Annotated in this window: 22 protein-coding genes; all 22 read left to right on the top strand. The window is 44.3% G+C overall.

What is annotated here, in order from left to right:
* The first annotated feature begins 12 nt into the window (after nt 1-12).
* The 22 genes from sucD (at nt 13) to fliL (ending at nt 19,815) form a co-directional block, all read left to right on the top strand.
* A complete protein-coding gene (gene sucD, locus M3191_RS05270) occupies nt 13-915 on the top strand; it encodes a succinate--CoA ligase subunit alpha (protein WP_251698721.1) in 903 nt (300 codons plus the stop codon).
* Nucleotides 916-985: 70 nt separating this feature from the next.
* Complete coding sequence (dprA, locus tag M3191_RS05265; protein WP_251698719.1) at nt 986-1,870, top strand: DNA-processing protein DprA; 885 nt, start codon at nt 986-988, stop codon at nt 1,868-1,870.
* Between the two features lie 171 nt (nt 1,871-2,041).
* Nucleotides 2,042-4,117 (top strand): type I DNA topoisomerase, encoded by a 2,076-nt coding sequence (gene topA / locus M3191_RS05260; RefSeq protein ID WP_251698718.1) that lies wholly within the window; start codon nt 2,042-2,044, stop codon nt 4,115-4,117.
* A 311-nt stretch (nt 4,118-4,428) separates the two neighbouring features.
* Entirely contained in the window at nt 4,429-5,346 is a 918-nt protein-coding gene (gene xerC, locus M3191_RS05255) for a tyrosine recombinase XerC (protein ID WP_435368140.1), read from the top strand.
* Nucleotides 5,347-5,358: 12 nt separating this feature from the next.
* Nucleotides 5,359-5,901, top strand: coding sequence for an ATP-dependent protease subunit HslV (gene hslV / locus M3191_RS05250; RefSeq protein WP_251698713.1), 543 nt, complete (start codon nt 5,359-5,361; stop codon nt 5,899-5,901).
* On the top strand, nt 5,898-7,301 hold the full coding sequence (gene hslU / locus M3191_RS05245; protein ID WP_251698711.1) for an ATP-dependent protease ATPase subunit HslU: 1,404 nt from the start codon (nt 5,898-5,900) through the stop codon (nt 7,299-7,301). Before hslV ends, hslU begins: the two co-directional genes overlap by 4 nt.
* Before the next feature lie 83 nt (nt 7,302-7,384).
* Nucleotides 7,385-8,161: a GTP-sensing pleiotropic transcriptional regulator CodY gene (codY, locus tag M3191_RS05240; protein ID WP_251698709.1), complete on the top strand. Its 777-nt coding sequence runs from the start codon at nt 7,385-7,387 to the stop codon at nt 8,159-8,161.
* Between the two features lie 297 nt (nt 8,162-8,458).
* Nucleotides 8,459-8,851, top strand: coding sequence for a flagellar basal body rod protein FlgB (gene flgB, locus M3191_RS05235; protein WP_251698707.1), 393 nt, complete (start codon nt 8,459-8,461; stop codon nt 8,849-8,851).
* Between the two features lie 2 nt (nt 8,852-8,853).
* Nucleotides 8,854-9,315, top strand: coding sequence for a flagellar basal body rod protein FlgC (gene flgC / locus M3191_RS05230; RefSeq protein WP_251698705.1), 462 nt, complete (start codon nt 8,854-8,856; stop codon nt 9,313-9,315).
* A 25-nt stretch (nt 9,316-9,340) separates the two neighbouring features.
* Nucleotides 9,341-9,649 (top strand): flagellar hook-basal body complex protein FliE, encoded by a 309-nt coding sequence (gene fliE / locus M3191_RS05225; protein WP_435368139.1) that lies wholly within the window; start codon nt 9,341-9,343, stop codon nt 9,647-9,649.
* A gap of 48 nt (nt 9,650-9,697) precedes the next feature.
* Complete coding sequence (fliF, locus tag M3191_RS05220; protein WP_251698703.1) at nt 9,698-11,275, top strand: flagellar basal-body MS-ring/collar protein FliF; 1,578 nt, start codon at nt 9,698-9,700, stop codon at nt 11,273-11,275.
* 15 nt (nt 11,276-11,290) lie between these two features.
* Nucleotides 11,291-12,304 carry a flagellar motor switch protein FliG gene (gene fliG, locus M3191_RS05215; protein WP_251698702.1) on the top strand — a complete coding sequence of 338 codons (1,014 nt, stop codon included), beginning with the start codon at nt 11,291-11,293 and terminating at the stop codon, nt 12,302-12,304.
* Nucleotides 12,288-13,067 carry a flagellar assembly protein FliH gene (gene fliH, locus M3191_RS05210; RefSeq protein WP_251698700.1) on the top strand — a complete coding sequence of 260 codons (780 nt, stop codon included), beginning with the start codon at nt 12,288-12,290 and terminating at the stop codon, nt 13,065-13,067. The genes fliG and fliH overlap by 17 nt, the downstream gene beginning before the upstream one ends.
* A gap of 2 nt (nt 13,068-13,069) precedes the next feature.
* Nucleotides 13,070-14,401 carry a flagellar protein export ATPase FliI gene (fliI, locus tag M3191_RS05205; protein ID WP_251698699.1) on the top strand — a complete coding sequence of 444 codons (1,332 nt, stop codon included), beginning with the start codon at nt 13,070-13,072 and terminating at the stop codon, nt 14,399-14,401.
* On the top strand, nt 14,398-14,850 hold the full coding sequence (gene fliJ / locus M3191_RS05200; protein WP_251698697.1) for a flagellar export protein FliJ: 453 nt from the start codon (nt 14,398-14,400) through the stop codon (nt 14,848-14,850). The genes fliI and fliJ overlap by 4 nt, the downstream gene beginning before the upstream one ends.
* 1 nt (nt 14,851) lies before the next feature.
* A complete protein-coding gene (locus M3191_RS05195; RefSeq protein WP_251698695.1) occupies nt 14,852-15,457 on the top strand; it encodes a MotE family protein in 606 nt (201 codons plus the stop codon).
* 44 nt (nt 15,458-15,501) lie between these two features.
* On the top strand, nt 15,502-16,752 hold the full coding sequence (locus M3191_RS18655) for a flagellar hook-length control protein FliK (RefSeq protein WP_251698693.1): 1,251 nt from the start codon (nt 15,502-15,504) through the stop codon (nt 16,750-16,752).
* 3 nt (nt 16,753-16,755) lie between these two features.
* Entirely contained in the window at nt 16,756-17,403 is a 648-nt protein-coding gene (gene flgD, locus M3191_RS05185) for a flagellar hook assembly protein FlgD (protein WP_251698691.1), read from the top strand.
* Between the two features lie 18 nt (nt 17,404-17,421).
* Nucleotides 17,422-17,802 carry a TIGR02530 family flagellar biosynthesis protein gene (locus tag M3191_RS05180; RefSeq protein WP_251698689.1) on the top strand — a complete coding sequence of 127 codons (381 nt, stop codon included), beginning with the start codon at nt 17,422-17,424 and terminating at the stop codon, nt 17,800-17,802.
* A gap of 88 nt (nt 17,803-17,890) precedes the next feature.
* Nucleotides 17,891-18,799, top strand: a complete 909-nt coding sequence (gene flgG / locus M3191_RS05175; RefSeq protein WP_251698687.1) for a flagellar basal body rod protein FlgG — start codon at nt 17,891-17,893, stop codon at nt 18,797-18,799.
* A 379-nt stretch (nt 18,800-19,178) separates the two neighbouring features.
* Complete coding sequence (locus M3191_RS05170) at nt 19,179-19,400, top strand: flagellar FlbD family protein (protein WP_251699309.1); 222 nt, start codon at nt 19,179-19,181, stop codon at nt 19,398-19,400.
* Nucleotides 19,390-19,815, top strand: a complete 426-nt coding sequence (fliL, locus tag M3191_RS05165; RefSeq protein ID WP_251698685.1) for a flagellar basal body-associated protein FliL — start codon at nt 19,390-19,392, stop codon at nt 19,813-19,815. Before M3191_RS05170 ends, fliL begins: the two co-directional genes overlap by 11 nt.
* Nucleotides 19,816-19,824: the final 9 nt, after the last annotated feature.

Raw genomic sequence — 19,824 nt, 5'->3', positions numbered from 1 at the left:
CAGGGACAAACGATGGCAATTTATATTAATAAAGATACAAAAGTGATTGTACAAGGAATTACAGGCTCAACAGCACTTTTCCATACGAAGCAGATGCTAGAGTATGGCACGAAAATCGTCGGCGGTGTAACACCGGGCAAAGGCGGAACGGAAGTTGAAGGAGTACCTGTCTTCAATACAGTTGAAGAAGCTGTAAAAGCTACAGGTGCCAATGTATCTGTCATTTACGTTCCGGCTCCGTTTGCAGCAGATGCGATTCTGGAAGCTGTCGATGCGGAATTGGATATGGCCATCTGTATTACAGAACATATCCCGGTTCTTGACATGGTGAAAGTGAAGCGCTACATGGAAGGCAAGAAAACACGTCTTGTCGGACCGAACTGCCCGGGTGTCATTACATCCGATGAGTGTAAGATCGGTATCATGCCAGGCTACATCCATACGAAAGGCCATGTTGGCGTCGTATCCCGCTCTGGAACATTGACGTACGAAGCTGTACATCAGCTTTCACAAGCAGGCATCGGTCAGACAACTGCTGTCGGTATCGGTGGCGACCCTGTAAACGGCACAAACTTCATCGACGTACTAAAAGAATTCAACGAAGACCCAGAAACATACGCGGTCGTCATGATCGGTGAAATCGGCGGTACAGCTGAAGAAGAAGCTGCTGAATGGGTGAAAGCGAACATGACAAAACCTGTTGTCGGCTTCATCGGCGGACAAACAGCACCAGAAGGAAAGCGTATGGGGCATGCTGGCGCAATTATTTCCGGTGGTAAAGGAACAGCTGCAGAGAAAATCAAAGCACTTAACGCTGCTGGAGTTGAAACAGCTGACACACCTTCCGTAATCGGAGAAACATTGATCAAAGTAATTAAAGAAAAAGGTCTTTACGAAAAATGTAAAACGCATTGAGGAACAGTACGGCATGCAGGATAACTGCATGCTGTTCTTTTGCATATCCGGAATCTGAAGGAGGAATCTTGTGGTACTCACAGACGTCGACCGAAAGTTGCTTGCCTTGCATTATATCTACCCCGTCCCATTTAACAAAGTAGCGGAAATCTTGAAGATGGACCCCGATCTTCGTCATCTGTTCAATTATCAAACTGACGAACTGGCGAGACTGCTGAAACTCCCCAAAGCAAAAGCAGTCCAACTGAATGAACAGTTGAAACGGCATGAACAAACTCCTTTCCCCCTTCTTTATCAACGAGAGAAAATCATCCCTATTCCAATTACGAATCCGGCGTATCCGAAGCCGTTGAAATGGCTGGTCGACCCTCCAACAGTCCTCTATGTTAAAGGTGATCCAACGATATTGGATGCTTCTATGAAAGTGGCAATCATCGGTTCCAGAAAAGCCACCAACTATTCTAAGGAAGCGCTTTCATTCGTCGTTCCGCCGCTTGTCTATCGTGGAGCGGTCATCGTTTCCGGCCTCGCTAAAGGGGCGGATACAATGGCACATGAGTCTGCCATTCAATTTGGAGGAAAGACGATTGCGGTACTTGGACACGGTTTATTCCATCTGTACCCTCATGAAAACAAAGAGCTTGCAAGATTGCTTGTTGAACGCCACTTACTGCTAACGGAATATCCACCTTATATGAGGCCGGCGAGATGGACATTTCCAATGAGAAACAGGATTATCAGCGGATTGTCGGAGTCTGTCATTATCACTGAATCTGAGGAAAAGAGCGGAACAATGAGCACCGTGGATCACGCGCTTGAGCACGGGAAGGCTGTTTACGCGGTTCCCGGGCCGATTACCTCTGCTTTATCCCTCGGGCCGAATAAATTGATTGAACAAGGTGCAAAGCCTATTTGGAACGGCTTTCAAGTGCTTGAAAGCTGCTCTGTTCTATGACGGGTAAAACATTCCTTTTACTGAAAAGGTTGATTTTAATTCGAATCTGTTATACATTTTGCAACAGATATCCTTTTACATCCGGAATCACCAAGATCCGGAATGGGCAGGAATAAGAGACAGCCCTGCGAATGTGCAGTAAGGGAACCTCTATGAGGAGGAACATGATAAATGGCAGATTATTTAGTAATTGTAGAATCGCCCGCCAAGGCGAAAACTATTGAACGCTACTTAGGCAAGAAGTATAAGGTTCGTGCTTCCATCGGGCATTTGCGGGATTTGCCTCGCAGTCAGATGGGCGTGGACACTGAAAACAATTATGAACCGAAATACATCACGATTCGCGGGAAAGGCCCTATATTGCAAGAGTTGAAAAAAGACGCTAAAAAAGCGAAGAAAATCTTCCTCGCGGCTGACCCCGACAGGGAAGGAGAAGCAATTGCATGGCATTTGGCACACCAATTAGGTGTGGATATCAACTCGGATTGCCGCGTCGTGTTCAATGAAATTACAAAAGATGCGATTAAGGAATCTTTCAAAGTTCCACGTCCGATAGATATGAACCGGGTCGATGCCCAACAGGCAAGAAGGATATTGGATAGACTCGTAGGCTATAACATTAGCCCGATCCTTTGGAAGAAAGTGAAGAAGGGATTGTCCGCCGGACGTGTGCAATCGGTCGCATTGCGATTGATCATTGACCGGGAGAATGAAATAAAGGCATTCATCCCTGAAGAATACTGGAGCATCAGCGGAAAGTTCAGTAAAGATGGCAAAACATTCGAGGCTTCCTTCTACGGTGATGCGCAGAAGAAAATGAAGCTGGAAAACAAAAAGCAAGTCGATGAAGTCCTTTCGAAAATGTCTGGCGATGAATTCGAGATTGCCAATGTTGTCAAGAAGGAGAGGAGAAGGAATCCAGCTCCTCCATTCACAACATCCTCCTTGCAACAGGAAGCTGCACGCAAATTGAATTTCAGGGCAAGAAAAACAATGATGCTTGCCCAACAGCTCTATGAAGGGATCAATACCGGCAAAGAGGGCATCGTGGGTCTCATTACGTATATGAGAACGGACTCAACACGAATATCAGAAAGTGCAAAAGGAGAAGCCGTCTCCTTCATCGAAACGATGTTCGGCAAGGAGTACATCGCTACGTCCAAGGCAAAGGCGAAAGAATCAGCCAACACGCAAGATGCACATGAAGCTGTTCGACCGACCTCGGTCATGAGGCCGCCTGAAGCGATGAAACAGTATTTATCACGCGATCAGCACAGACTCTACAAATTGATCTGGGAACGCTTCGTGGCTAGCCAGATGGCGCCTGCAGTGCTTGACACGGTCACGGCGGATCTGATGAATGGCGATGTAAAATTCAGGGCGACAGGCTCAGAAGTGAAATTCCCGGGCTTTATGAAGGTTTATATCGAAGGGGAAGACGATCAGGAAGAGGAAAAGGACCGCATTCTGCCTCCGCTTGAAAAAGGGGAGCGAGTGAAAGGGAGCGAAATCGATCCGAAGCAGCATTTCACGCAGCCACCTCCGAGGTTTTCGGAAGCGCGTCTTGTAAAAACACTCGAGGAACTTGGAATAGGCCGGCCGTCAACTTATGCGCCGACGTTGGACACAATTCAAAAACGGGGCTACGTAACGCTGGACGCCAAACGGTTCGTTCCGACTGAGCTTGGCGAGATCGTCCACCAAGCGGTGAATCAATACTTCCCTGATATCATTAACATCAAGTTCACTGCCGATATGGAGAAGAACCTCGATGATGTTGAGGATGGAGAAATTGAGTGGAAGCAAGTCATAGATGAATTTTATAAAGAATTCGAGAAGCACGTTAAAGTTGCCGATGAAGAGATGGAAAAAATCGAAATTAAAGATGAGCCTGCCGGTGAGGATTGCGAGAAGTGCGGTTCTCCGATGGTATTTAAAATGGGCCGATATGGGAAATTCATGGCTTGCTCAAACTTCCCTGATTGCAGAAACACAAAAGCAATCATCAAACCGATTGGAGTCACCTGCCCGTCATGTAAAGAAGGGCAAGTTGTCGAGAGGAAGAGCAAAACGAAAAGGATTTTCTACGGCTGTGATCGATATCCTGAATGTGAATATGTATCATGGGATAAACCGATTGCCAGACCGTGTCCGAAATGTCAAAACACATTAGTCGAAAAAAGGCTTAAAAAAGGTGTGCAAATCCAATGTACGGAATGTGATTATAAAGAGGATGCACAAGAATAAAGGCCGGAGACGTTTGAGCAAGTGAGAGCTGCACATGTCGGAAAAAATCCGCATTGTGCAGCTTTTTAATGTGTACATCGCCTAAAAATTGAACAAACTGTGTCTAAAAATACAGCAGATGTCAGACAACCTAAGACGATTATGTTGCCGGAACAATATAGTTTACGTTATAGTGAATCGTGGATGACTTTTGAATTTCCGAATTAGTTCTCCTATTCGATCAATAGTGAAAACCGAGCAGGTCAAAAAAAGAAAAAATAACCACTATTCAAACATGTTCCAATTTTGTTATAATTGACAGAGTGATTCATATGGGGGTGAAACACTTGCAACGAAATAGTCCAAAGGCTGTTCTTGACGAATACATATCCTATATTAGCCTCGAAAAGAACTATTCATCCCGGACAGTTTCGGAATATAGCAATGATATTCGCGAGTTCCTCTCCTTTTTATCCCAAGAAGGAATTTCTGAGCTAGACAATGTCGAATATCCCGAAGCAAGATTGTATATAACAACTTTGTATGACAAAGGTTTCGCAAGGAAAACGATTTCAAGAAAGATTTCATCGATTCGTTCTTTTTATAAGTTTGGCAATGCTCGATTCGGGATAAATGATAATGCATTCCGTTTATTGCACCATCCAAAGAAGGAAGAGCGGCTTCCGGCTTTTTTTTATGAAAAGGAATTGGAATCACTCTTTGAAACATGTGCTGGTGAAGATCCGAAATCATTACGCAATAGCGCGCTTCTAGAACTGCTTTATGCCACCGGAATCCGGGTTAGTGAGCTGACATCCATCGAATTAGGCGATATCGATAATTCTCTCGGCATCGTCAAAGTAATGGGCAAAGGCAGGAAAGAGCGTTACGTCCCATTCGGCAGCTTTGCTCAGGATGCTCTTGAATCCTATATGGATAAAAGTCGTCCTATGCTTATGAAGAAGAAAAGTCATCATTCGTTGTTTGTCAATTTGCGTGGTGACCCGATTACTGACAGAGGCGTACGTCATGTACTGAATGCAATGATGGAAAAGGCATCAATCCCCGGTAGGATATATCCGCATATGATCCGTCATTCCTTTGCGACGCATTTACTATCAAATGGTGCAGACATGCGAACGGTACAGGAATTGCTTGGTCATAGTCATTTATCTTCGACTCAGGTATATACGCATATCACGAAAGAGCATCTGCGGAAAACGTATATGAAAACACATCCGCGGGCTTAGGAGGATGAGCTAATGGAATTTCATTCTACAACAATCTTTGCCATCCGGCACAAAGGTGTTTGTGCGATGTCGGGTGACGGGCAAGTGACAATGGGAGAATCCGTTGTCATGAAAAATACTGCTAAAAAGGTGAGAAGGCTTTTTGGCGGTAAAATAATTGCAGGATTTGCAGGGTCTGTCGCTGATGCTTTCACCCTCTTTGAGTTATTCGAAGGCAAGCTCGGCGAATTCAATGGCAATTTGGAACGCGCCTCTGTGGAATTGGCGAAAGAGTGGCGGGGTGATCGCATCTTAAGGAAGCTGGAGGCGATGCTGCTCGTCGCTGACAAAGACAAGCTTCTGCTCGTTTCAGGAACCGGTGAAGTAATTGAGCCGGATGATGGCGTGCTTGCAATCGGATCAGGTGGAAATTATGCATTGGCGGCCGGTCGTGCTCTAAAGAAATATAGCGGTGATACACTCGACGCCGAGCAAATTGCCAAGGCTGCACTTGAGACTGCTGCAGAAATATGTGTCTACACAAATGATCGGATAATTGTGGAGGTACTCAAATGAATAAGAAGCAGGAATTGACCCCGCGGGAGCTTACTGCTTACCTGGATCGGTATATTGTAGGACAGGATGCTGCAAAGAAGGCAGTTTCCGTCGCCATCCGAAACAGGTATAGAAGAAGCCTTTTGACTGATGAGGAAAAAAGGGAAATTATCCCTAAGAACATTTTAATGATCGGACCGACAGGCGTCGGGAAGACGGAAATAGCTAGAAGGATAGCTCGGCTCGTTAACGCCCCGTTCGTTAAAGTGGAAGCGACGAAATTCACGGAAGTCGGATATGTAGGAAGAGATGTCGAATCGATGGTAAGGGACTTGACCGAGTCGGCCGTCCGCATCGTCCGGGAGGAAATGCGGGAGTCCGTTAAAGGTCAGGCGGAAAAGCTTGCTGAAGAACGACTCGTCGAATTGCTCGTTCCGGAAAAAAAGCGCAAAGTCAATATGCAGAACCCTTTTGAAATGCTATTTGGACAAAAGGACGATGAGGATGAGAAGAATCCTGAGGAAGCGGATGATATGAGCCGGAAACGGTCAGAAATCGCCCGTCGTCTAGCCGCTGGTGAATTAGAGGATCAATCGATTACTGTCGAGGTTTCCTCCCAGCAGCCTTCCATGTTTGATGCACTCCAAGGTTCGGGAATGGAGCAAATGGGTGCAAGCATGCAGGATGCTTTATCTTCCTTAATGCCCAAAAAGATGACGAAACGCACAATGAAAGTGAAGGACGCAAGAAAAATCCTTCAAGCCGAAGAAGCGGATAAATTGATCGATCATGACGAGATCGCGAGAAGGTCTGTTGAACTCACTGAGCAATCCGGCATCATCTTCATCGACGAAATGGATAAGATCGCAAGCCGCGGCAACGGTGGCGGGTCATCTGCTGATGTATCAAGGGAAGGCGTCCAAAGGGACATACTTCCGATCGTAGAAGGCTCGACAGTAACAACCAAATATGGCCCGGTAAAAACGGACTTCGTACTTTTCATCGCTGCAGGTGCATTCCATATGTCGAAGCCTTCGGATATCATTCCGGAACTCCAAGGCCGTTTTCCGATTCGAGTGGAACTTGAAAAGCTCACGAAAGAAGACTTTGTCCGAATCTTAAAAGAACCTGACTTTTCATTGATTAAGCAGTACGAGAAATTATTGGCGACGGAAAATGTCGAAATTGAGTTTTCGGAAGATGCCATCGAAAGGGTGGCGGAAATTGCGTTCGATGTGAATGATAATACAGAAAACATCGGCGCAAGAAGGCTGCACACGATATTGGAAAAATTGCTCGAAGAGTTGTCGTATGAAGCTGCGGAAATCGGACCATCTTCGATCAAGATAACTGTGGCATATGTCGATGAAAAGTTGAAGGATATCGTAAAAAACAAAGATTTGTCACATTTTATCTTATAGTGAAACGTTTTAGTTTAATTAATGATTGAAAAGCTTTAGAATATTCTTAAACCCATAAGGAACTATTAGGAGGAAAAATAATCATGTCTTTATTAACAAAAACAAGAAACATCAACGCAATGCTTCAAGAAACTGCTGGAAAACCTGTAAACTTCAAAGAAATGGCTGAGAAATTAAGCGTAGTCATCGAATGCAATGCATTCATCGTCAGCAGAAAAGGAAAACTGCTTGGCCTTGAAATCCACCATCAAATTGACAATGAACGTATGAAGCAAATGTTCCAGGAGCGTAAATTCCCTGAAGAATACACGCAAAAACTTTTTGAAGTGAATGAAACGTCTTCGAATATTGATGTATACAGTGATTACTCGGTCTTCCCTGAAGAGGAGCGCGAACTATTCAAGGAAGGTTTGACGACTGTCGTTCCAATCATCGGCGGCGGCGAACGTCTTGGAACACTTATCCTTGCACGTCTGAAAGAGAAATTTACTGAAGATGACCTTATTCTTGCTGAGTACGGCGCAACAGTTGTCGGTATGGAAATTCTACGTGAGAAATCCGAGGAAATTGAAATCGAAGCTCGCAGCAAAGCTGTCGTTCAAATGGCTATCAATTCATTGTCTTACAGTGAACACGAAGCGATTGAACATATCTTTAAAGAGCTGAATGGCAATGAAGGCTTACTTGTAGCATCCAAAATTGCAGACCGTGTCGGGATTACACGATCAGTTATAGTCAATGCTTTGCGTAAACTTGAAAGTGCTGGTGTTATCGAATCCCGTTCACTTGGTATGAAAGGAACATACATTAAAGTGTTGAACAACAAATTCCTTGAAGAGCTTGAAAATCAAAAAAATTAATAAATTATAACACTCCGGGTGAACTTTCCGGAGTGTTATTTTTTTGTGAAGAACTTGAAGGAGAAAGAATTACGGAGTACTACGATACTTCCGGGTTACGCTATTAGTCATAAGCACTATAAACTGGGTGTGTGCACTGATTTAAAAGGGTCGTTTCGACCTAATCTATTTTGATTAATATGATGGACAAAGTTCGCCAAAATCCGATACAATAAGATATGTGTTTTAATTGTAAGTTTACTAGAAAAGATTATTCCTCATATATAACTATTAAACAAGTAGAGGTGAGATAGATTAATGAACATTTATGGATCAACAATTTCACTGTTGGAGCAAGGTTTGAACTTTTCTTCTACAAAAGGAAAAGTTATTTCGCAAAATATTGCAAATGTCGACACGCCGAATTACAAGTCGAAACATGTCAACTTTAAACAAATGATGCAGGAAGCCCAGAGTAAACCGATTAATTCATATCGGACGGATGTACTCCATTTTGACTTCTCTTCGAAAGTTTCGAATTCGGGTATAGCCAAATATGCCGATTATAATTATCGGCAAGATGGCAATGGGGTGGATATGGACAAGGAACAGGCAGATCTGGCGGCAAACCAGATTTACTATAATGCATTAGTCGATCGTCTGAACAGCAAATTCAACTCCCTTCAAAATGTCATTAAAGGAGGCAGATAACAATGTCTATATTCCATAGCCTGAACACTTCCGCCTCGGCCCTCACTGCTCAGCGGCTAAGGATGGATGTTATCTCGTCCAATATGGCGAATATTGAAACAACGCGGGGGAAGATGGTAAACGGCGAGTGGCAGCCGTATCGCCGCAAAACTGTCAGCTTCCAACCGATGGAAGGACGATTCTCTACGATGTTGCAATCAGCAATGGGAAGCCGCGATAGAGGAGCGGCGGGGCACGGGGTGACAGTTTCCCGCATACAGGAAGATAGGGAAACTCCGTTCAAGCTTGTCTATGATCCAAGCCATCCTGATGCTAATGACGAAGGATATGTTCAAATGCCGAATGTGGACCCGTTAAGAGAAATGATTGACCTTATGTCCGCGACAAGATCCTATGAAGCGAATGTGACGGTGTTGAACGCAAACAAAGCGATGTTGATGAAAGCACTTGAAATAGGGAAATAATGACCAGGAATGGAGGAGATGACTAATGCCTATACAATCTATCCAAGGCGCAGTAAGCATGCCGGGACTATTGAAAATCAACGATAGTCTCAAGCCGACGCCGTTTGAATCGCAGAAAAACTTCGGTGCTTTTTTGAAGGAAGCCATTCAGGAAGTGAACGTCAAACAAGTCGAATCAGATAAAATGACCCAAAAACTTGTGTTAGGGGAAGACGTAGATTTGCATAACGTCATGATCACCGCTCAAAAAGCCTCTATCGCATTGAGTGCGACGATGGAAGTGCGAAACAAGGTCATCGAAGCGTACCAGGAAATTATTCGGATGCCTGTCTAATCCGTATAACTCAAACTATAGATTATGTTAGCAGACCGGGGGATCAGAATGAAAGAAAGATTGACGAAAATTGGAACTGACTTGAAGCAGTTCTGGTCGAGTCGCACAAAACGACAAAAAACAACATATATCGGGTCCGCGGCTGCTATTATTGTTCTTGCTGCATTCTTGACTTACTTCCTGTCAAAGACGGAATTTGTCCCTCTATACAGTGACGTCTCGCGCGCGGAAATCGGGAGGATCAAGGAAGAGCTTGATGTACAGGGCATCCCGAGCCAAATTGCACCCGGTGGCACTTCGATCCTCGTTCCGAAAGAACGGGTCGATGACCTCCTTGTCACCCTTGCTGCGGAAGGGTACCCAAATACGGGAACTATCGATTATTCGTTCTTCTCACAGAACGCCGGTTTTGGAACGACAGACAATGAATTCAACATGATCAAGCTTGCTTCTATGCAAACCGAGTTGGCGAATCTTATTAAAGGGATCCAAGGGGTGCAGGATGCAAATGTAATGCTCACATTGCCGACACAAAGCGTCTTTTTGAATGAAACTGTACAAAGTGCAAGTGCTGCAATCATGTTGAAGACGGAGCCTGGACATCAGTTTACGGAACCTCAAATAACCGCCTTATATAATTTAGTATCAAAAAGTTTACCGAATTTATCTACAGACGATATCGTTATCATGAACCAGTATTCCGAGTACTTCGATTTGAAATCATCCGATCATTCAATTGGAACGAATGTTGTTAATCAAATGGATATGAAAAAGAACATTGAACGCGATCTCCAACGAAAAGTGCAGATGATGCTTGGCACGATGTTGGGACAGGATAAGGTCGTTGTCTCCGTAACGACAGACATTGACTTCAAACAGGAGAACAGACAAGAAAATCTTGTTGATCGCATAGATGAGGATCTTGATAGCCTTGCAATCAGTGTCCAAAGGATCACAGAGTCATTCTCAGGGGAGGGTGCTGTTGCCGGTGGCGTTCCTGAAGGCGAAGATCCTACAGATAACCGGACTAGCTTTGTCGGGGGCAACAACGCTAACGGCGATTATGAGCGCTTGGAAGAGACAATTAACAATGAAGTGAACCGTATCAGGAAGGATATCGTAGAAAGCCCTTATAAAATTCGCGATATCGGTATTCAAGTTATGATGGAACCATCCGACGGGAATAACGTGGAAGGTGACATTAGGAATATTCTAGAGACGATTATCAGTACTTCCATTGATAAAACCTACTTGCCGGCAGAACTTCCAGGAGATTACTGGGAAAGCAAAATTGCGATCACTACTCAAAACTTTAATGGCAAGCTCGTTACCGTACCTCAATCTTCAAAAGGTGCAATCCCTTGGTGGGTATATGCAATTGGTGCAGCTTTACTAGCAGTCATTGCCATCTTGGTCGTTGCTTACTTCCGCAAACGCAGACAGGAAAACGAATTGGAAGAAGCGATGATACTCGAAGAGCAGCGGGAAGCGTTGCAGGTAGACGATATCAATATGGAACAAAACGAAACAGAAGCGACCCTTCGCAGAAAGCAACTTGAAAAGATGGCGAAGGATAAGCCTGAAGAATTTGCCAAGTTGCTGAGAACATGGATTGCCGAAGAGTGACGGAGGGATGAACCAGTGGTAAAGAAGGATAAAGGAATGACGGGTAAGCAAAAAGCTGCACTTCTGCTCATATCTCTCGGTCCGGATGTTTCGGCAGCCGTCTATAAGCATTTAACAGAAGAGGAGATCGAACGGTTAACGCTTGAAATTTCCGGTGTAAAGAAAGTAGACTCCAACGTCAAGGAGGAAATTATCGAGGAGTTTCATAATATTGCACTTGCGCAGGATTATATATCACAAGGCGGAATCGGTTATGCGAAAACCGTATTGGAACAAGCGCTTGGTAAAGAACACGCACAAGCAATCATTAATCGCCTGACTTCATCTTTACAAGTGAGACCTTTCGATTTTGCAAGAAGGGCAGAGCCTGGTCAAATTCTGAATTTCATTCAAAATGAACATCCGCAGACGATTGCATTGATTTTGTCTTACCTAGAAGCGGAACAGGCAGGCATGATTCTGTCCTCCCTTCCACAGGAAATGCAAGCGGATATCGCAAAACGGATAGCTACGATGGATTCCACTTCCCCCGAAGTCATCAGCGAAATCGAAGCTGTTTTGGAGAGGAAGCTATCTTCCACAGTCACACAGGATTTCACGGAGACAGGCGGGGTCGATGCGGTTGTACAAGTGTTGAACGGAGTCGACAGAGCTACCGAAAAGACCATTTTGGATGCGCTCGAAATCCAAGATCCGGAGCTTGCGGAGGAAATTCGGAAAAGGATGTTCGTTTTCGAAGACATTGTCACATTGGATAATCGTTCGATTCAGCGCATTGTCCGTGAGTGTGAAAATGAGGATCTTATCTTGTCGATGAAGGTGTCCAGTGGAGAAGTGAGGGATATCCTCTTTAAAAATATGTCACAACGGATGGCCGAATCATTCCAGGAAGAATTGGAAGTCATGGGGCCAGTTCGTTTGCGGGATGTTGAAGAGGCACAGGCACGAATCGTATCTATTATCCGAAGATTGGAAGATTCAGGCGAGATCATCATAGCCCGCGGTGGAGGGGATGACATCATTGTCTAACATTTTTCGTTCTTCCCGGACGATATCTGAAGAAGGCAACGTCAAGGAAATAACAATCCGTAATTTGCATATGCCGAAGATTGACGGAAAAGAGGAATTGATTTCAAAAGAATCCCTCATTTTAGAACGTGACCGGATATTGAAAGATGCGAGACGGCAAATCGAGCTGGAAAAAGCCGATGCGGAACATATGAGGCAAATGGCACAAGAGGATATTTCCGCTATGCAAGCAGCATGGGAGCAGGAGAAGACGGCGTTGCAGCAACAAGCCTATGAAGAGGGGTTTCAAGTCGGATACGAAGAAGGCAGGAGCAAGTCAATATCCGATATGAGCGAGTCTTTGAAAGCGGCAAATGAAGTCACTGTACATTCGAAGGAAAATGCACTGAAATACTTGGAAGAACAAGAAAGAATCATATTGGAAATTGCGATGAGGACGGCGGAGCGTATTCTTGGGAAGACGTTAGAAGAGGATGGGGATGCTTTCCTATCAATTGTGAAAAGAGGATTGAAGGAAGCGAGGGAAATGAAGGAGATCAAACTATATGTATCGGTCTTCCAATTTGAACTTGTCTCGTCCAACCGGGCTGAACTTGCTTCCATCTTCCCGCCTGATGTCCCTTTCCTTATTTTTGCAAATGACGACTTCAATACGAACGATTGTATTATCGAAACGAACCAGGGCCGTATAGTTGTCAGCGTCGATGAACAATTGAACGAGCTCAAAGAGAAACTCGTTGAACTGTTGGAGAGTGGTGACTAACGATGAAAAAAGCGAAGGAACTGTTGGAAGTCATTCCGAAAATGAATTCATTTCCAAAGTTTGGACGCGTCGTACGGGTAGTCGGCCTGATGATTGAATCACAAGGACCTGAAAGCTCAGTCGGGGATGTATGCCGCATTCACCTAAATAATGGAGGCAAAGAAGACTCTGTCATTTTGGCCGAAGTCGTTGGCTTCAGAGAAGAAATTGTCATCCTGATGCCGTATTCGAGTATCACTGACATATCGAGCGGCTGCCTTGTCGAATGCACCGGGAAGCCGCTTGAGGTGAAAATCGGAATGAACCTGATCGGAAAAGTCCTTGATTCCATGGGAAACCCGATTGACGGCAGTCCTCTTCCGAAAGGTTTGTCAACAGTGCGTACGGAACAGGATCCGCCGAATGTAATGACGAGAATGCCCATCAGTGAAAAACTCGCTGTCGGTGTCAAAGCGATTGACGGGATGTTGACCGTCGGAAATGGCCAAAGGGTCGGGATTTTCGCGGGGTCGGGCGTTGGAAAAAGCACTTTGCTCGGGATGATTGCAAGAAATACAACGGCTGATTTGAATGTTATTGGTCTGATCGGAGAACGTGGTCGTGAAGTCCGGGAGTTCATCGAGCGGGATTTAGGTCCCGATGGATTAAGCAAGACAATCGTTGTTGCAGCAACTTCCGACCAGCCTGCCTTAATGAGAATTAAAGGAGCCTTCACAGCTACGGCGATTGCAGAGTATTTCCGGGATAAAGGATTGAACGTCATGCTCATGATGGATTCCGTCACCCGAGTCGCCATGGCGCAAAGGGAAATCGGGCTTGCGGTAGGAGAGCCCCCAGCAACGCGCGGCTACACGCCATCTGTATTCTCGATTTTACCAAAGCTTTTGGAACGGACCGGAACAAACGATGTCGGCGCGATTACGGCATTTTACACAGTGCTTGTTGATGGCGATGACATGAACGAGCCTATTGCCGACGCGGTGCGAGGTATACTTGATGGCCATATTGTCTTGGATAGGACACTTGCCAACAAAGGGCAATATCCAGCCATTAATGTCTTGAAAAGCGTAAGCCGTCTCATGAATCATATTGCTAGTCCGGAACATGTCAGAGCAGCCGAAAAGCTTCGGGAATTGTATTACACATATGACAAGTCGGAAGATCTAATCAATATCGGAGCGTATAAGCGTGGCACTTCAAGGGAAATCGATGAAGCCATCGAATACGAGGCGCATATCACCAACTTTTTGAAGCAGAGTTATCAAGAGAATGTGAAGATGGAAGACAGCATCGAAGAATTGATATCGCTTGCTCCAGGAGGAGGTACACGATGAAACCTTATGAATACCGATTTGAAAAGGTGCTCAATTACCGGGAACAGGTGAAAACGGAGACCGAGATAGAATTCAAGAAAGCAGTCGAATCTTTCGAAACGGTCGCAACCGAATTATATGAAGTATTGAAACGGAAGGAAGACGTCATTGCCGAACATCAGGAAAAAATGACGACAGGCTTTTCCATCAATGAAATCCATCACTATGCCAGATTTATCGATAGCCTCGATAAACGGATCGAGGGCCTGCAGCAATCAGTCTTTAAAGCCCGTTCCAAAATGAATTGGTTTGAAGAGAAGTTGCTGGAGAAGACAATCGAAGTGAAAAAGTTTGAAAAGATGAAGGAAAAAGATAAAGAACATTATCGTACTGAAGTGGAACAAGCGGAAGCAAGTTTGTTGGATGAATTATCAACATTGAAGTTCCATCGAAGAGAAACAGGGTGGTAATTTGGCAAGGAACTCAAAACTGCAAACTGACGAGAAGATCGTTGAAAAGAAGAAAGGCACCCGCCTCTTCCAGGAAGTGTTGCTATGGACTCTCATTCCGCTTCTTTTCACGACGATGGTGCTATTGATCATCGCATATGTCGCTGATGTGAACGTTTTTGACAAAGCGAAGGAATGGACACAATCCCTTCCATTCACAGCAGAAAAGCAGGTTGATGATGAAAAAGGCAGCGACTTGATCATCGAAGAGCGTGTCGTCGAATTGCAGGCGAAAATCCAAGAGAAGGAAGCCGAACTGTTCAAACTCCAAGAAGATCTTGCGAAATCAGCAGACGAAAAAAAGTCTTTGCTGGATGAACAAAAAAGCTTGTTGGCTCAAATTGAAGCGTTGAAAACGGAGAAAGATGATTATAAACGCGACATGAAAGAAATCATTTCAACATTCGAGAAAATGTCGGCAAAGTCAGCAGCCCCCGTCATCACGAAAATGAGCGATGCGGAAGCAATCCAATTACTTAGCAACCTAAAACCTGAAGTTCTCGCACCGATATTAGAAAAGATGTCGCCTGAAGATGCCGCAAAGTACACAAGTCTCATGACAAAGTAAGCGGAAGCTGAAGGTGGCATTTATTGAGAGGAGGTGAAAAGAGAGTGAACATTGTAGCATTGCAAACGAGGATAGGCATAAATCAAGTTTCAACAAACAAAATGCAAAACGGCGGTCCGGCCAATTCCAAGTTCGGAGCGGTATTCGCCGGCGTTACTTCAAAAACGCCTAAAGCGAAGAGTCCGACTAACGGAGAAATTCCAATCGAATCGATTCCAAATCTATTTAATGCTACAACTGTTGAAGGTTTGGAAAGTGCTGTACAAGCGATTCAAGGTAACGAGCATGTTGCTTTTGGAAGCAGCGGAAGCTTAGAAGAAGTAGCAAATTGGTTGTCGATCAATCCTGAAGAAATGCTCAAAAAGCTTCAACAATTGTTGGAAGAAGCCGGCATATCTAAAGGCGAAACTGAGGAATTGAACATCTCCGCCGATATGTGGACATTGTTGAACATGATCGATGAAGCTGGAATCCGTTTTTTCGAAAATTTGAATGAGGAACTTCAAAATCCTGGAACAAAGAATGAGGCTACCCAACTTCTATCCTTACTAAAAACGATAGAATTGTTGGCTCCGAAATCAGATATGGATTTATGGATGGAGCAAAAGGTCGATAGTTTTCGCCATATGATGACAGCGGCTGCTGGTCATTTCGAACAGAGGATGGAAACAGCAGGGAAGCAGGAACAATTGCCATTCTTGAATCAAAAAACCGATTTTAGAATCGTCCTTGAAACGAATTCTTCAACATCCGCAAATGCAGAAGGATCTGGGCAGAAACAAGCTGATACAACACCGCAATCTGGTGCTGTACATGCAACTTCAACAATAGTTAAAGCAGAAATGCCTATACAGCAAGCTGAACCGAATCCAACAAATCGAAGCGAAACACTACTCAGGGAAATGCAGGCGTTAATGAAAAGGTCCAACTTCGGACAAGTTGGCGGAACTAATCGGATGCTCATCAAGTTATATCCTGAACATCTCGGCCAAATCCGTATCGAGCTGCTTGAAACGAATGGAGTCATGACAGCAAGGATTCTTGCATCAACGGCACTTGCCAAAGGAATGCTTGATAGTCAGTTGCATCAACTGAAACACGCATTTAATCAGCAGAACTTGCAAGTTGACCGCGTTGACATAGCCCAGACAATCCAAGAATCGCAGAGAAATGAACGTGAACAATCGTTTAATGAACAATTCAAACGTGAGCAACAGACGGATGATAACAAAAAGAACCAATCATCGGAAGAAGAGCTTTCGTTTGAAGAACATATGATTGAACTGGAGGTGTAGTGAATGATAGATGGACAAAAACCGATTACGGAATCAATGTTTCTTATAAATAAACAACGGGACCAACGGCAAACAGGTCCTGAAACGATGGGCAAGGATGCATTCATGAAAATCCTTATTGCACAGCTGCAAAACCAGGATCCGACAAACCCGATGAAAGATAATGAATTCATCGCACAGATGGCACAGTTTTCATCATTAGAACAAACAATGAACTTGGCAAGCGCATTTGAAAAGTTCGCTGAGGCACAAAACCAATCTCAATTGATTCAATACAATCAATTCGTCGGAAAGAATGTTCGTTGGCACGAAATGACCGAAATGAAGGACGAAGCAGGCAAACCGATCGTCAATGAAGGGACAGGTATTATCCAATCCGCGAAATTCGTAAACGGATCTGTCGTCTTTACAATGGCGGACGGAAAAGAACTCACACCCGGCAATATTTCTGAAGTGCTAGCAGACTCAGGAAATACGAATAGTTTAGTTGAAGCCAGTCTTTTAATCGGGAAAATAGTCGGCTATATGAATGGAGAAGAAGAAAAATCAGGTCTAGTCGTATCCGTTTCCAATAAGGAAGGAAAACTCCAATATATATTGGACGACGGTACAAGAATCGATGGCGATTCATTCACATCCATCAGTCAATAACAAAAAAGGAGCGAGTGTATGGACAAGTTAAACATCCACCACGTTCCATCGCAGCCACTCATCCGCCATGGACAACCTTTGAAAACACCGCCACAGCCGAAACAGTCATTTATCGAACAGCTGAACAAGGCGATCCAGCCGCAGGAATTAAAAATCAGCAAACACGCAAATGACAGACTGAAGGAACGGAACATTCATATTTCAGAAACTGAATGGGCGCACATCACAGACAAGGTGAATGAAGCAAAAGTGAAGGGAATCAAAGAATCGCTTGTACTGATGGATCAAGCAGCACTGATCATCAGCGCAAAAAATTCCACAGTCATTACAGCGATGGATCGCAAGGAAGCGAAAGACCAATTATTCACAAACATCGACGGCACAATCGTGCTCAGCTAACACCGGCAGGACCTCAGACAGAGGATGCCAACGTACTGCCGACTGACAGAGGCAAGTACACTCACAATCCGAGAGGGGAAAAATTAATATGTTACGATCAATGTACTCAGGAATCTCAGGCCTACGAAACTTCCAAACTAAATTGGATGTCATCGGGAATAATATAGCGAATGTTAATACTTATGGGTTTAAAAAAGGACGAGTCATTTTTAAGGATTTGATATCGCAAACGGTGGCGGGAGCTTCAGGTGGAAACAACACACTTGGTGGGGTCAATCCTAAGCAAGTAGGTTTAGGATCCCAAATCTCAGCAATTGATACTATTCATACTGGTGGATCTACACAATTCACAGGAAACATACTGGACTTAGCGATTTCAGGAGATGGATTTTTCCAAGTAGCGGAAGGTCCAAAACAAGGAGGAGCTCCTACCGGTTTTAATGATATCTCCTATACAAGAGCAGGAAACTTCTACATGGATAATCAAGGGTACTTAGTTGATTCAAGTGGAAAATACTTGGTTGGTGTTGCAGGTGTACCTACAAATGAAGAGTATCCAACTGCGGGAACTCTAACTTATGATACGGAAGATAGAGTAAACGAAACAGAAACTATACAATATCAACCTATTGTCGTTCCGACGACAGCCCAATCAATGTCTATTAGCCAAGATGGCACGGTTACATTTGTTGATGCTGAAGGAACATTAAGATGGGCAGGTCAACTTGAAATAGCTAAGTTTCCTAATCCAGCCGGCTTGCAAAAGGTGGGAGGTAATTACTTCCAAAGCACTGCTAACTCTGGAACGCCTGTTAAAAATGTTGCAACAACTGCTGGTCTAGGTTCCATTGAATCCGGCTTCCTAGAAATGTCCAACGTCGATCTTGCTGAAGAGTTCACTGAAATGATCGTCGCACAACGTGGTTTCCAAGCAAACACACGTATCATCACAACATCGGACGAAATCCTTCAAGAACTTGTTAATTTGAAACGATAAATATTGACTTTACTTTATATTTAAAAGTCATATAACCTTTATGTTGCCGTAGTTGCTTGAAGTGAAAGCGCGAGACTCCTGCGGGAATAGCATGAGCCTTGAGACCCCGCAGGTAGCGAAGCGGACGAGGAGGCTCAAGCCATGCCCGCGGAAAGCGAGTGCTGAAACGGAAAGCAACGGCCTAGTTTGGAGGTTAGATTCTTTTTATGCGCTTTTAGAAGCATTTATGCTTCTCCACAAACATTTATGAGCTTTTAAAAAGAATTATGCGCGTCTATTGCGATTTATGCGTAATAAATCGAGTTTATGCGTGAATAAACAACTTTATGCGTTTATAGCAAAGGAGGGTCGGGCCGGCCCAGTGCCCGGCCCCTTACATATGATCAAAGTAACTCGCCTCAATGGCAAAGCGTTCATGTTGAACGCACTATACATAGAAACCGTCGAATCATTTCCAGACACAACAATCACACTGACAACCGGCACCAAATACGTCGTCCTGGACCCGATCGACGAAGTCAATCGACGTATCGTCAACTTCTATCAATCGGTCCAACTCTTATCGAATCCGCATATCCGAGGTGAAGAAAATGAAAAATAAAGCTATAACCATCGCATTAATCATTGTAGTAACCTTGACGCTTGTCGGAATCATCGGTCTCTTCCTCACACTTCAATTAAAAGGGGATTCCGCGGATAAAGAGCCGACGATTGATGAAATCCTTGAAGCGTCCGTCGATGTACCAGAAATCATGACAAACTTATCTGGCCGTCAATTTATCCGCATTTCATTAAAAATCCAAACGACGAACAAAAAAGCCGCTGCAGAACTGGCGAAGAGGGATTTCCAAGTCCAAAACATCGTCATCCAGGAGTTGTCTGAAATGACTTCAAAGGATTTCGATGGAAAAGTAGGTAAGCAGGCATTCGAGGATTCCATCAAATCACAATTGAATCCCCTCATGCAAAATGGTGAAATCGAAAAAGTGTACATCGTTTCGTACATAATCCAATAACAAAAGAAT

Origin of the sequence: Sporosarcina luteola, from assembly GCF_023715535.1 — a bacterium.
Taxonomy (GTDB): domain Bacteria; phylum Bacillota; class Bacilli; order Bacillales_A; family Planococcaceae; genus Sporosarcina; species Sporosarcina luteola_B.
Note: the sequence above shows the minus strand (reverse complement) of the source record. Positions and strands in the feature narration are given on the sequence as shown.

Excerpts from the sequence above, each read along its gene's own strand:
- sucD (WP_251698721.1), top strand. The coding sequence starts at position 13 with ATGGCAATTTATATTAATAAAGATACAAAAGTGATTGTACAAGGAATT.
- topA (WP_251698718.1), top strand. The coding sequence starts at position 2,042 with ATGGCAGATTATTTAGTAATTGTAGAATCGCCCGCCAAGGCGAAAACT.
- xerC (WP_435368140.1), top strand. The coding sequence starts at position 4,429 with ATGGGGGTGAAACACTTGCAACGAAATAGTCCAAAGGCTGTTCTTGAC.
- hslV (WP_251698713.1), top strand. The coding sequence starts at position 5,359 with ATGGAATTTCATTCTACAACAATCTTTGCCATCCGGCACAAAGGTGTT.
- hslU (WP_251698711.1), top strand. The coding sequence starts at position 5,898 with ATGAATAAGAAGCAGGAATTGACCCCGCGGGAGCTTACTGCTTACCTG.
- codY (WP_251698709.1), top strand. The coding sequence starts at position 7,385 with ATGTCTTTATTAACAAAAACAAGAAACATCAACGCAATGCTTCAAGAA.
- flgB (WP_251698707.1), top strand. The coding sequence starts at position 8,459 with ATGAACATTTATGGATCAACAATTTCACTGTTGGAGCAAGGTTTGAAC.
- flgC (WP_251698705.1), top strand. The coding sequence starts at position 8,854 with ATGTCTATATTCCATAGCCTGAACACTTCCGCCTCGGCCCTCACTGCT.
- fliE (WP_435368139.1), top strand. The coding sequence starts at position 9,341 with ATGCCTATACAATCTATCCAAGGCGCAGTAAGCATGCCGGGACTATTG.
- fliF (WP_251698703.1), top strand. The coding sequence starts at position 9,698 with ATGAAAGAAAGATTGACGAAAATTGGAACTGACTTGAAGCAGTTCTGG.
- fliH (WP_251698700.1), top strand. The coding sequence starts at position 12,288 with ATGACATCATTGTCTAACATTTTTCGTTCTTCCCGGACGATATCTGAA.
- fliI (WP_251698699.1), top strand. The coding sequence starts at position 13,070 with ATGAAAAAAGCGAAGGAACTGTTGGAAGTCATTCCGAAAATGAATTCA.
- fliJ (WP_251698697.1), top strand. The coding sequence starts at position 14,398 with ATGAAACCTTATGAATACCGATTTGAAAAGGTGCTCAATTACCGGGAA.
- flgD (WP_251698691.1), top strand. The coding sequence starts at position 16,756 with ATGATAGATGGACAAAAACCGATTACGGAATCAATGTTTCTTATAAAT.
- M3191_RS05180 (WP_251698689.1), top strand. The coding sequence starts at position 17,422 with ATGGACAAGTTAAACATCCACCACGTTCCATCGCAGCCACTCATCCGC.
- flgG (WP_251698687.1), top strand. The coding sequence starts at position 17,891 with ATGTTACGATCAATGTACTCAGGAATCTCAGGCCTACGAAACTTCCAA.
- M3191_RS05170 (WP_251699309.1), top strand. The coding sequence starts at position 19,179 with ATGATCAAAGTAACTCGCCTCAATGGCAAAGCGTTCATGTTGAACGCA.
- fliL (WP_251698685.1), top strand. The coding sequence starts at position 19,390 with ATGAAAAATAAAGCTATAACCATCGCATTAATCATTGTAGTAACCTTG.